Raw genomic sequence first — 12,037 nt, 5'->3', positions numbered from 1 at the left:
CCTCACCGGTGCGATAGTGTAAACAGGTCCGCAATGGCGCGAAAACAAGGAGTGGAATGTCCCAGGGGCTGTTGATCACCGGTATCGGCGAGAGCGCAGGAAAATCACTGGTGACCATTGGGCTGCTTCGCGATGCCGCCGAACACTTCGCTCGCATAGGGTTTCTTCGCCCGATCACCTCTTCTGACTCCACTGAGGGGTCGCGTATCGTGTCGCTGGCCGAACAGCTACTGCCCGAGGGTACGCTGCATGCCGCGAGCGTGATGACCGCTGCGGAGGCCGAACGCAAAATCGCCGACGGCCGCGTAGAAGACGTCATCTCTGACTGTCTCGATGCCTATGAACGACTGGCGGCAGACACCGATCTGGTCATCGTCGAAGGCAGCAACTCCATCAGTGTGCGTCTGCCGAGCGATGTCGGCTTCAACATTGAACTCGCTAAGCACTTGGGTGTGCCCACCATTGGGGTGATCGACGGCAGCGGTCGCAGTGCCGCACGCATCGCGGCCGCGGTGGCGCTCACACGCCGTGAACTGATCGATGCGCATTCCACGCTGATCGCGGTGATTGTCAATCGCGCACCACTCGACCAGATCGAAGAAGCCGCTCGGTTGCTGCCCGTCGGTCGACTCGGCCGCCCGGTCTACCTGATTCCCAACGTCGACGGACTCACCTGGCCCAGTGTCGGTGAGATCGCCCGGCGCATTGGTGCCACTCGCATCAACGAAACTGGCGACGAAGACGCTCTGGTGCGTCGCATCACGGTGGCCGCGATGCAGCCAGACCACGCGCTCGAGGTCATCGGCGCTGGGGCGTTCGTCGTGGTTCCAGCCGACCGCGACGAACTGCTGAGCGCCATTCTGCGTGCACCCCTGAGCCCCGAAGCTGTGCTGATCAGCGGTGACTTCGCACTCGGTCCGGTAGGGCAGCAGGCCGTAGCCGCCTCAAGCATTCCTATCTACACCCTCGACACCGACACCTTCGCCGCCGCTCAGGCCGCCAGCCATGTGCGGGCCGAGATCGGTGAGGGCAACCCCACCCGGGTTCGCTTGGCGCAGAAGATCTGGCAGCAGTATGTTGACGGCAGTGAGATTCTCTCGCGTCTCGACCTGCGCACTGAAGACGTCACCACACCAGAGCGGTTCACCTACGAGCTCGCCCGTCGGGCTCGCTCCATTCAGGCACGCATCGTGTTGCCTGAAGGTGAGGATCCGCGCATCCTGACCGCCGCAGCCGATGTTACGCGGCGCGGCTTGGTTCGGGTCACCGTGCTTGGTCGGCCAGACGACGTGCGTACTTTGGCTGCACAGCACGGCGTGCAACTGGGCGACATCGAGATCATCGATGTGGCAGCCTCACCGTTGCTCGAGGAGTTTGCCACCGAATACCAGAAACTGCGCGCGCATAAGGGCGTGACCATCGAGCAGGCGCGAGCCAAGGTCGCTCAGCCCACCACTTTCGCCACCATGCTGGTGCACACTGGTCGCGCCGACGGTCTCGTCTCGGGCGCCTCTCACACCACCGCTGACACCATTCGCCCGGCTTTCGAGATCATCAAGACCCGGCCCGGGGTGTCAACGGTGTCGTCGGTGCTGTTCATGTGTCTCGACGATCGCGTGTTCGTCTACGGCGACTGTGCAGTGATTCCCAACCCCACGCCTCAGCAGCTGGCCGAGATCGCGGTAGCATCGGCGGGCACGGCGAAGGCCTTCGGTGTCGAGCCCCGCGTCGCGCTGCTCTCGTACTCGACTGGGCAGTCGGGGCACGGCACCGATGTCGACGCTGTGCGCGAAGCCACCGCAATCGCTCACGAACTGGCACCCGAGCTGCCCATTGAAGGGCCGATTCAATACGACGCCGCGAGCAATGCGGTCATTGCCGCCGGCAAACTGCCCGACTCTGATGTCGCGGGTCGGGCCACGGTATTTGTGTTCCCCGATCTCAACACGGGCAACAACACCTACAAGGCGGTGCAGCAAGCCAGTGGCGCACTGGCGATCGGCCCCGTGTTGCAGGGGCTGAACAAGCCGGTTAACGATCTGTCGCGCGGCTGCACGGTCGACGACGTGATCAACACGATTCTCATCACCGCGATTCAGTCGCAGACGATTGCCTGAGCGCCCGGCGCTCGTCAACATCCTTCCGTCACAACAGTTCAAAGGGGAACGCAAAAAATGAGCATGCTGCTTGTCAACGCCGGGTCGTCGAGCCTGAAGATCAGCGTCGCAGAGGATGGCGAGGTCGGTTATACCCGCACCGTCACCACGCCTCCGCTGCAGATCACCGACAACGAATGGCGTGAGCTGATCGACGACTTCACCGCTCACGGTGGGCAGATCGAAGTTGTCGTGCACCGCGTGGCTCACGGCGGCCCCCGCTTCGGCGAGGCGGCCATTGTCGATGATCATGTGATGGCCGGCATCGAGCAGCTGAGCGATCTCGCTCCGCTGCACCAGCCGCCGTCGGTCTCGGTGCTTGAGCGACTGCGCAAGCTGTTGCCCGATGCGGTGCAGATCGCGTGCTTCGACACCGCCTTTCACGCGCGGATGCCCGCCGAGTCGTACACCTATGCGATTCCGCGCGACTGGCGCGAAGACCTCGGGGTGCGCCGCTACGGCTTCCATGGCCTGGCACATGAGTACAACGTGCGTGAGGCGGCACAGATTCTCGATCGCGATCTCTACGAGCTGCATCTGGTGAGCGCGCATCTGGGGTCGGGTGCCTCGCTGGCTGCGGTGCGCGAGGGGCACAGTGTCGACACCACGATGGGCTTCACCCCGCTCGAGGGCCTCGTGATGTCTACCAGATCAGGCACAATCGACCCGGCGATTTCGGCCTGGCTTGTCTCTAAGACCGGCTTGAGCGTCACCGAGGTGATCCGTCGGCTGGAGCGTGAGTCTGGCCTCTACGGGCTGGCTGGCGACACGCACATGGGTGCCATCGTCGATCGCGCCAACGCGGCCGAGGCCGAGGCACAGCTGGCCATGGGAGTCTGGGCGCATCGCGCTGCAGGCATGATCGGGCAGATGGTGGTTTCGGCCGGCGGCCTCGACGCGCTGGTCTTCTCTGGCGGCATCGGAGAGAATTCCCCGGTGGCGCGTGCGATGGTGCTCGAGCGGCTGCGCCCGCTCGGTCTGCGCTTCGACGAAGACCTCAACCTGCGCAACGAAATGGGCTCGGAGATTCAGGCCAAGGGGTCGAGCGCCGCAATCATCATCGTGCAGACGCGCGAAGACATCACTATGGTGCGGCAGGCTCAGGCCCTGCTGCGGCAGCACGGTCATTGAGCGTGTTTTCGGCGTAGCGCAGATAGGCATTGGTGTTGCGCTGCCGGTGATCGCGAATGTAGCTTTCGACCTGATCTGGGGCGGTGCCCGACTCGATCATCTGCAGCAGGTGTTCGTGCTCTTCGACCAGGCCGTCGACGCGCCCCGGCAGCAGCCCGAACACTGCGCCCTTGACGGCCGCTGCCTTGACCCACCCCTCGTTGAGCGTCTGCATCAGGTAACGGTTGGGGCAGTCGCGATAGAGCACCCGATGAAAGAGTGTGCTGAAACGGTTGGCCTCGGCGAAGCGCGACTGGTTCAACGACTCAATGAGGTGCTGGTTGTAGAAGCGGGCCTCTTCAATGGTCTGCGGCCGCATATGCCCAATGGTCTGTGCGACGGCGGCGCCCTCGAGCACAGCAAGTGTGAACATGAGGTGACGGTATTCGTCGGGGTCGAAGTCGGCGACCTGTGCACCGATGTTGTGCGAGAACGTGACCAGCCCCTCCGACTCGAGCAGTCGAATAGCCTCACGAACCGGTACCGGTGACATTTTCAGCTCTCGGGCGAGTTGGGAGATCACCAGTCGGTGGCCTGACTGCAGTCTGCCGGCAGCGATTGAGCGCTTGATGGCATCTCGTGCCTGCAGCGCCTTGCTGTTCGCCTGATCCTCGGCCATGATCCCTCCTGACGGTGGCGCACCCGCGCCTCAGCCATCCTATTGCAGCCTGGCTGATCGAGCGTGCCGACAGGGGAGTGTCAGTGGGCACGGGTACAATCTTGCGATATGCACCCCCCAATCGAGTTCGGCAACGCGTCTGCGCGCGACCTGCCTCCGGCGTACCCGCGCCGCGCCGCTCGTGGCACGGCGGGGTCGCTGCGCGCCTGGCAGAGCGAGGCGCTCTCGCTGTATTTCGAGCGCAGCCCACGCGACTTTCTCGCCGCCGCCACGCCTGGTGCCGGCAAAACAACTTTCGCCCTGCAGCTGGCCGCTGCGCTGCTCGACCGTGGTGAGGTCGATCGCGTGCTCGTGGTAGCGCCCACCGAGCATCTCAAACGTCAGTGGGCCGATGCCGCCGAACGCGCACATATTCCGCTCGACCCCAACTTCCGCAACGCCGATCGCGTATTCGGCGCCCACTATCGGGGCGTGACCGCAACCTATGCGCAGGTCGCAGCCAACCCTGAGGTGCACCGCGCGCTCACCGAGGCCGCGCGCACCTTGGTCATCCTCGACGAGGTGCATCACGGCGGCGACGCACTCAGCTGGGGCGACGGCATCCGGCAGGCGTATGCTCGGGCCGCTCGGCGTGTGTGCCTCACCGGCACCCCGTTCCGCTCAGACGATGCGCAGATTCCCTTTGTCACCTATGAGCCGCAGCCCGACGGCACCAAGATCTCGAAGGCCGACTACACCTATGGCTATGGTCGTGCCCTGCACGACGGCGTGGTGCGGCCAGTCATCTTTCTCACCTACGCCGGCAACATGAAGTGGCGTTCGCGCAGCGGCGATGAAATGAGCGCTGATCTCGGCGCCCCGGCCACCAAGGACATCATCGCCCAGGCCTGGCGCACCGCACTCGACCCGCGCAGCGAGTGGATCGCCTCGGTGCTGCGAGCTGCCGACGCCCGCCTCACCCAGGTGCGCAAAGGTGTGCCCGATGCTGGCGGGCTGGTCATCGCCACCGACCAGACTCAGGCTCGGGCCTATGCCAAGCTGCTGCACGAGATCAGCGGCGAATCAGCGACCATCGTGCTCTCCGACGAAGACGGCGCCTCAGATCGCATCGAGGCCTTCTCGGCCGGCACTCAACGCTGGATGGTCGCCGTGCGCATGGTGTCTGAGGGCGTCGATGTGCCGCGTCTTGCCGTCGGCGTCTATGCCACCAGCGCCAGCACGCCATTGTTCTTTGCTCAGGCCATTGGGCGCTTTGTGCGAGCCCGGCGGCGTGGCGAGACGGCGACCATCTTTCTGCCCAGTGTGCCTGGCCTCGTGGGGCTGGCCCATGAACTCGAAGTCGAACGCGATCACATTCTGGGTGCACCCAAGGCAGCCGACGACGACTTCGATGACGAGCTGCTCGAACGCGCCAATCAGCGAGAGGCGGCCAGCGACGCGCTGCTTGACGGCGCCGACTTTGAACCCCTTGAGGCGCAGGCCGCCTTCGACCGCGTGCTCTACGAGGGCGACGAGTTCGGCTCCGGCTCTGCCGTCGAGCCCGACAGCCTCGAAGAGCTCGACTTTCTGGGGTTCCCGGGGCTGCTTGAGCCCGACGAGGTGCGCACGCTGCTGCAGTCTCATCAGGCCGAGATCGCCAAGCGACGCCAGCGCAGCGCGAGCAAACAACCTGCGGCGGCTCCGGCATCCACCGAGCCCCTGCACCGCCAGCTGAAGGCCAAGCGCAGCGAACTCAACCGTGCCGTGTCTGTATGGGCAAAAATGTCAGGCGAGTCGCATGGCAGCGTGCATGCTCGGCTTCGCCGAATCAGCGGCGGGCCCGCTGTGGCGCAGGCCGATTTAGCACAACTTGAGAAGCGCATCAGCACGGTGCGCAGCTGGATGGCCAAGGGGCGCTGACCAAGTCAGGGTCGCCTACTTTGCATGGGCGTTGGGCGTGGAGTAACGTCTCCAACAGGTGTCGGAGATGCTCGATGCCATCAGAACGACCGTGAAGGAACGCACATGACCGAGACATTGGCTGTGTTGCAGAGTGATCCCACCGCGCTGACCTTGGCGCGACTGCAGTTCGGGGCCACCACGCTGTACCACTATCTCTTCGTGCCGCTGACGATTGGGCTCATGCTCATCGTCGCGATCATCCAGACCGCGTGGGTGCGCACTGGCAAGGTGAAGTACCTGCAGCTCACCAAGCTCTTCGGCAAGATCTTCCTGATCAACTTCGCCATGGGTGTAGTTACCGGTATCGTGCAGGAGTTCCAGTTCGGTATGAACTGGTCAGAGTACTCCCGCTTCGTCGGTGATATCTTCGGCGCACCGCTGGCCATGGAGGGCCTGTTCGCCTTCTTCCTGGAGGCGACCTTCATTGGCGTCTGGATCTTCGGCTGGAACCGTGTCTCGCGCGGTGTGCACTTGGCTTCGGCCTGGCTGACTTCCATCGCCACAATTCTCTCGGCGTACTTCATCATCGTGGCCAACTCGTTCATGCAGAACCCGGTCGGCTACGAGATCAACGCCGAACGCGGCCGTGCTGAGCTCAACGACATCGGTGCGGTGCTCACCAACCCTGTGGCAGTGGCGGCCTTCCCGCACGCCATCGCCGGTGCCGTACTGTTCGCTGGTGCCGTCATCATTTCTGTGGCTGCCTACCACCTGCGCCGCAACCAGCACGTTGAGAGCATGCGCACCGGTCTGAAGATCGGTGCATGGTCGGTCATCGCCGGTTTCGCCGCGGTGTTCCTGACCGGTGATCAACTGGGGCTGGCCATGGTGAAAACTCAGCCGATGAAGATGGCTGCCGCCGAGGCGATGTACAACACCTCGACTGGCGCCGCCGCCTCATTCTCGATCTTCACGCTGGGCACCCCCGACGGTCACAGCGAGCTGTTCTCTCTGCGTGTGCCCTACCTGCTGTCCTTCCTGTCGACGCACACGTTCGACGGTACAGTCGAAGGCCTGAATGATCTGCAGGCGCAGTACACCTCGCAGTTCTGCGGCGCAGATGCGCTGAATGCTGCGCTGACCTGCCCGTCTGACGGCGGCTTCATTCCGACGCTGTGGGTGACCTACTGGTCGTTCCGTTGGATGATGGGTCTCGGCGCTTTCAGCCTGCTGGTGGCCATCGTGGGCCTGTGGCTGACCCGCCGCACCGCTACGCGTGCCGTGCCCGACTGGGCGTGGCGAGTCGCCATCTGGTCGGCGCCGCTGCCGCTGCTGGGCAACCTGGTCGGCTGGGTCTTCGCCGAGATGGGGCGTCAACCGTGGATCGTCTTCGGCCTGATGACCACCGAGAGCGCGGTATCGCCCAACGTGCCCGCTTGGTCGGTCGGGCTTTCGCTGCTGCTGTTCACCGTGATCTACGGCGCCTTGGCTGTCGTAGAGTTCCGCCTGATCAAGAAGGCTGCCCAAGCCGGGCCGCCTGAGTTCGATGTCGACGACCACTCCGATGGCACGGCCGAGATCGACCCGCACAAACTGGCGATCACTTACTAAGAACGGACGAAGAAAATGACTCTCGAAATTCTCTGGTTCCTCATCGTCGGGGTGCTGTTCGTCGGCTACTTTGTGCTTGACGGCTTCGACTTCGGCGTCGGCATGTCACTGCCGTTCCTCGGCAAGACCAACAACGAGCGGCGCCAGGTGATCAACACCATCGGCCCGGTCTGGGATATGAACGAGACCTGGGTGATCGTCGCCGGCGCCTCGCTGTTCGCGGCCTTCCCCGAGTGGTACGCCACGCTGTTCAGCGGTGCGTATCTCGCCCTGTTCCTGATTCTGGTCGCACTGATTCTGCGCGGTGTCTCGTTCGAGTACCGGCACCAGGGTCGTGCCGGCCGTTGGTCGAACTGGTTCGATGCCTTCATCGTGATCGGCTCAGCACTGCCTGCTCTGCTCTGGGGCGTTGCCGTGGCGAACATCATCAACGGGCTGCCCATCGAGAAGATCGGCTACTCCTACGTCTTCCAGGGCACCCTGTTCACGCTGCTGAACCCCTACGCGCTGCTGGGCGGTCTCACCACGCTGCTGTTGTTCTTCACCCATGGTGTGCAGTTCGTGGCACTGAAGACCGATGGTGTGGTGCGCGACCGGGCACATGCGCTGGGGCGCAAGGCGGGCATCCTGACCATCGTGGTTGCGGCGAGCTTCTTACTCTGGACCAACATCATCCATTTCTCGCCAGTGGTGCTGCTGTTCTCGGCCCTGGCCGCGGTCACCCTGATCGTCAGCTTCGGGTTCAACTGGGTCAAGCGTGACGGTCTGGCCTTCACCTTCACTGCGCTGACCGTGGTGTTCGCCGTGCTGGCGCTGTGGATGGTGCTGTTCACCTCATATGACGCTCACATGGTGCTGCCGTCGACGCTCGGCTTGGAGCACAGCCTCACGTTGACCACCGCTTCGAGCTCGCAGAACACGCTGCAGTTCATGACCTGGGTGGCCGTGATCGCCCTGCCGATCGTGCTGGTCTACCAAGGCTGGACCTACTGGGTGTTCCGCAAGCGGGTCACTGTCAAACACATCGAGCAGGCCGCGCACTGACGCAGCGCCTGACCAGATGAGGGTCGTTTTCCGTACACTGTTGTGAGCAGCAGTCGGAAGACGACCCTCATCGTCTTCCCACATCCAATTCGACCACGAGGTGCACGATCAAGCCCATCGACCCGCGCCTGCTGCGCCAAGCCCGCGGCGCCGCATGGTACATCGCCATCAGCGCGCTCATCGGTGCCGGCCAAGTCGTGGCGATCGTCGCGTTCTCTTGGGCGGTGAGCCAGGCCATCGCCGACATGCTGATGCTGCACGCCACTTGGGGCGAAAGCCTGCGCCTTGTGCTCATCGCTGCGGTGGCTCAGGCCGCACGTGCTGCTCTCGGCTTCGCAGCCAATGCCAGCGCCCAGCTTGCCTCAGCCAAGGTCAAGAGCCAGCTGCGTGAGCGCCTGTTCGCCAAATTCGTTGCGCTGGGCCCACAATGGATGGCCGGGCGCAGCCCAGCCCAGCTCACCACGGTCTATGGTCGCGGCCTCGATGCTCTTGACGGCTATTTCTCGAAGTTCGTACCCCAGCTGGTGCTCACCGCACTCGCCACACCCACATTGGTGCTGGTGCTGTTTCTCAACGACGTGACCTCTGCGGTCATCGTCTTGGTGACGCTTCCGCTGATCCCGATCTTCATGATCTTGATCGGCTGGTATACCCAGCGTGTGCAAGACGCCGAGTGGGAGGCCAGCCGCGGGTTGGCCGGTCACTTCGTCGACGTGGTCACAGGGCTGTCGACGCTGAAGATTTTCGGCCGCGCCGGTCACCAGCAAGAGGTGATCAGCGAGGTCACCGATCAGTACCGCCGTCGCACAATGAAAGTGCTCAGCGTCTCGTTCATGTCGGGCTTCGTACTCGAGATCTGCGCCACGCTGTCGGTGGCGCTGGTCGCCGTCTCGATTGGTACTCGCATGATCGCCGGCGAACTCGACCTGTACACCGGGCTGTTCGTGCTGCTGATCACTCCTGAGGCGTTCGCTCCGCTGCGCCTGGTGGGCTCGCACTATCACGCTGCCACCGAGGGCATCTCGGCCGCCGACGACGTGCTGAGCATTCTTGACGAGCCGGTGCGCCCGGTGCGCCCGGTGCATGCTGTTGGCGATCTGCAGGTCGACAACCTTGTTGTCGTACGCGGCGAGCGCATGCTGGCTCCAGTGAGCTTCACCGCGCCGCTCGGTGCGATCACGGTGCTGCATGGCCCGTCGGGTGCGGGCAAGAGCAGCCTGCTCGGCGCGCTCACCGGCACCGTCGCGGCCACTGGTCAGGTGCGTATCGGCGATCGAGTGATCGACTTCGCGGCTGGTGAGAACGCTCAGCCGGCCATCGCCTGGAGCGGTCAGCAGGCGCGCCTGTTCACCGGCACCATCGGCGGCAACGTCTCACTCGGCTCTGCGACACCCGATGACGAGCTCATCGAGCGCGCGCTGCATCTGGCCGGAGCCGACGAACTCTCAGCCGATCAGCACTTGGATGCCTTGGGCGAAGGAGTCTCCGGCGGGCAGGCCCAGCGCGTCTCTGTGGCACGCTGCTTCTACCGCACACTCGAGCATGACTGCCCGATCGTGCTGCTTGACGAACCCACCAGTGCCCTCGACGAGGTCACCGAAGCGCAGATGATCGCCGGCATGCGAGAGCTGGCCGACGCCGGGCGAGCCGTCGTGGTGGTCAGCCACCGCGACACTGTGCGCGACGCCGCCGATGTGCAGGTCGCCATCGGCAGCCGCGATGCCGAGGAGGTGCGAGCGTGAGCCTGCGTCTTCCCGCCCCGGGCGTCGATGCCCGACTGCGTGATCTGGCCACCCCAGAGCCCAAGCGCTTCTGGAGCGGCATACTGTTCGGCTCATTGAGCGCAGCCTGCGCGATCGGGCTGATGTGGGCCAGCAGCTACCTGATCGCCGCCTCATCGCTGCGGCCGCTCATTCTCACACTCATGTGGGTGATCGTGTCGGTGCGCTTCTTCGCGCTGGGTCGCGCCTTCTTTCGCTACATCGAACGACTCGCATCGCACGACGCGGCGTTCCGCATGCTCGGCCGCCTGCGCGTGGGCATCTTCGAGCGCCTGGTGCCCGGCGCGCCCGCCAGCCTCAGCCGCATCAGCCGCGGCGACATGATGAGTCGTTTCGTCTCTGACGTCGATGATCTGCAGGATCTGCCACTGCGCTTCTGGCAGCCGCTGTTCACCTCGGTGTTGGTCAGTGCCGCCACGGTTGTGGTGCTGGGCAGCTTCTCGGTTCACGTAGCCGTCATTGTGGCGATCTGCCTGGTCGCCGCCTTCGTGCTTGGCGGCGTGCTGCCACAGCGCACTCATCGGCGCATCACCAGCGGCGCAGCCGGGCTGCGCGCCGAGCAGAACCAGCACACGCTCGAGACGCTCACCGGCCTCGACGTGCTGAGCGCATATGAGGCGACCGAAGTCGCACAGGCCGAGGCGGGCATCCTGGCCGACCGCACAGCCGAGGTCGACGCCTCACGCGCGTCGTCGCAGGGCATCACCGACTTCGTACTGCTGGCGCTGACCGGGGTAGCGGTGATCGGTGCGCTGTGGGCTGGCGGAACCGAGCTCACCGCGGGCGCATTCGCTGGCACCATGCTGGCCGTGCTGGTGCTCGTGCCGATCAGCATCTTCGATGTCTTCGGCCAGGTGCCGGCCGCGATGAGCGCCCTCGAGAACGTGCAGGTGGCGTCGCGGCGCATTGGCGAGGTGATCGACTCGGGCGTGGGCGCCCCTGATGCCCCACGTGCCGCGGCCGACGGTGCCTTGCCGGATGCCGACGCCGTCGGTTTCACCTCACTGCAATTGTGTGATGTCAGCATAGGGTGGTCTGCTGCCGAACCGGTGGCCAGCCACATTAACCTCACGCTGCACCCTGGCGACCGGGTGCTGGTCACCGGCGCCAGTGGTGCCGGCAAGAGCACGCTCGCGGCCACGCTCGTGCGTTTTCTCGACCATCATGCGGGCAGCTATCTGCTCGACGGCATCGACGTGCGTGACCTCGGGGGAGACCGGGTGCGACGCACGGTCGGTCTGTGCGAGCAGCGGCCACATCTGTTCGCCTCGACCATTCGAGCCAATCTGCTGCTGGCGCATCCCACCGCCGAAGACGACGAGCTGGTCGCTGCGCTGCAGCGGGTCGGCCTGGGTGAGCTGCTCACCGAGAGAGAGGGGCTCGACACGCTGGTCGGTGAGCACGGCGAGCTGCTCTCGGGCGGTCAGGTGCAGCGCATCGCGCTGGCACGTGCACTGCTGGCACGCTTTCCGGTGGTGGTCTTCGACGAGCCCACCGCCAACGTCGATCCAGAGATGTCTCAGCGACTGCTCACCGACCTGCTGAGCGCTGCCTCTGACGCTGACCACGCACCGGCGATCATCGTGATGAGCCACGACCACGTGCCCGCCGAGCTGATCGACCGTGCCTGGCAGCTGCGCGACGGCACGTTGCAGCCGCGGTAGGGGCATCCATCGACTAAACTGGGCGCTTGGGCCGCCTGTGCGGCCACATCCGCTCACGGCAGGGCGTTCGCGCCACCTCGGCTGATCGCCAGTCACCCGTGCAGCGGTCGA

The 12,037-nt window shown here is 64.6% G+C and carries 9 protein-coding genes; 7 read left to right on the top strand and 2 right to left on the bottom strand.

What is annotated here, in order from left to right; genetic code table 11:
- The first annotated feature begins 56 nt into the window (after window positions 1-56).
- Both pta and G557_RS0103165 read left to right on the top strand, forming a co-directional pair.
- Window positions 57-2,117, top strand: a complete 2,061-nt coding sequence (gene pta / locus G557_RS0103170; protein WP_028244924.1) for a phosphate acetyltransferase — start codon at window positions 57-59, stop codon at window positions 2,115-2,117.
- 57 nt (window positions 2,118-2,174) lie between these two features.
- Window positions 2,175-3,287 (top strand): acetate/propionate family kinase, encoded by a 1,113-nt coding sequence (locus G557_RS0103165; RefSeq protein WP_028244923.1) that lies wholly within the window; start codon window positions 2,175-2,177, stop codon window positions 3,285-3,287.
- Here G557_RS0103165 and G557_RS11345 read toward each other — a convergent pair.
- On the bottom strand, window positions 3,241-3,945 hold the full coding sequence (locus G557_RS11345) for a GntR family transcriptional regulator (protein WP_051224386.1): 705 nt from the start codon (window positions 3,943-3,945) through the stop codon (window positions 3,241-3,243). The genes G557_RS0103165 and G557_RS11345 overlap by 47 nt on opposite strands.
- Window positions 3,946-4,053: 108 nt before the next feature.
- On the opposite strand from G557_RS11345, the gene G557_RS0103155 reads away from it, so the two are divergent.
- From G557_RS0103155 to cydB, 3 genes are all read left to right on the top strand, one after another.
- Window positions 4,054-5,844, top strand: coding sequence for a DEAD/DEAH box helicase (locus G557_RS0103155; RefSeq protein WP_028244922.1), 1,791 nt, complete (start codon window positions 4,054-4,056; stop codon window positions 5,842-5,844).
- A gap of 105 nt (window positions 5,845-5,949) precedes the next feature.
- Entirely contained in the window at window positions 5,950-7,437 is a 1,488-nt protein-coding gene (locus G557_RS0103150; protein WP_028244921.1) for a cytochrome ubiquinol oxidase subunit I, read from the top strand.
- A gap of 15 nt (window positions 7,438-7,452) precedes the next feature.
- A complete protein-coding gene (gene cydB / locus G557_RS0103145) occupies window positions 7,453-8,481 on the top strand; it encodes a cytochrome d ubiquinol oxidase subunit II (RefSeq protein ID WP_028244920.1) in 1,029 nt (342 codons plus the stop codon).
- 67 nt (window positions 8,482-8,548) lie between these two features.
- Here cydB and G557_RS14090 read toward each other — a convergent pair whose 3' ends face one another.
- Window positions 8,549-8,719: a hypothetical protein gene (locus G557_RS14090; RefSeq protein WP_169337737.1), complete on the bottom strand. Its 171-nt coding sequence runs from the start codon at window positions 8,717-8,719 to the stop codon at window positions 8,549-8,551.
- Between G557_RS14090 and cydD the strand changes: the two genes are divergently transcribed.
- A complete protein-coding gene (cydD, locus tag G557_RS0103135) occupies window positions 8,679-10,223 on the top strand; it encodes a thiol reductant ABC exporter subunit CydD (protein WP_051224383.1) in 1,545 nt (514 codons plus the stop codon). The two genes, G557_RS14090 and cydD, sit on opposite strands and share 41 nt — an antisense overlap.
- On the top strand, window positions 10,220-11,926 hold the full coding sequence (cydC, locus tag G557_RS0103130) for a thiol reductant ABC exporter subunit CydC (protein WP_051224380.1): 1,707 nt from the start codon (window positions 10,220-10,222) through the stop codon (window positions 11,924-11,926). The genes cydD and cydC overlap by 4 nt, the downstream gene beginning before the upstream one ends.
- Window positions 11,927-12,037: the final 111 nt, after the last annotated feature.

It is taken from the genome of Pseudoclavibacter soli DSM 23366 (assembly GCF_000423505.1).
Lineage (GTDB): Bacteria > Actinomycetota > Actinomycetes > Actinomycetales > Microbacteriaceae > Pseudoclavibacter_A > Pseudoclavibacter_A soli.
This window is presented reverse-complemented; position numbering and strand designations above follow the sequence as displayed.

Bases quoted from the DNA above. Each gene is read 5' to 3' on its own strand.
- G557_RS0103150 (WP_028244921.1), top strand. From the start codon at position 5,950: ATGACCGAGACATTGGCTGTGTTGCAGAGTGATCCCACCGCGCTGACC.
- pta (WP_028244924.1), top strand. From the start codon at position 57: ATGTCCCAGGGGCTGTTGATCACCGGTATCGGCGAGAGCGCAGGAAAA.
- G557_RS0103155 (WP_028244922.1), top strand. From the start codon at position 4,054: ATGCACCCCCCAATCGAGTTCGGCAACGCGTCTGCGCGCGACCTGCCT.
- G557_RS0103165 (WP_028244923.1), top strand. From the start codon at position 2,175: ATGAGCATGCTGCTTGTCAACGCCGGGTCGTCGAGCCTGAAGATCAGC.
- G557_RS11345 (WP_051224386.1), bottom strand. From the start codon at position 3,945: ATGGCCGAGGATCAGGCGAACAGCAAGGCGCTGCAGGCACGAGATGCC.
- cydB (WP_028244920.1), top strand. From the start codon at position 7,453: ATGACTCTCGAAATTCTCTGGTTCCTCATCGTCGGGGTGCTGTTCGTC.
- G557_RS14090 (WP_169337737.1), bottom strand. From the start codon at position 8,719: ATGGCCTGGCTCACCGCCCAAGAGAACGCGACGATCGCCACGACTTGG.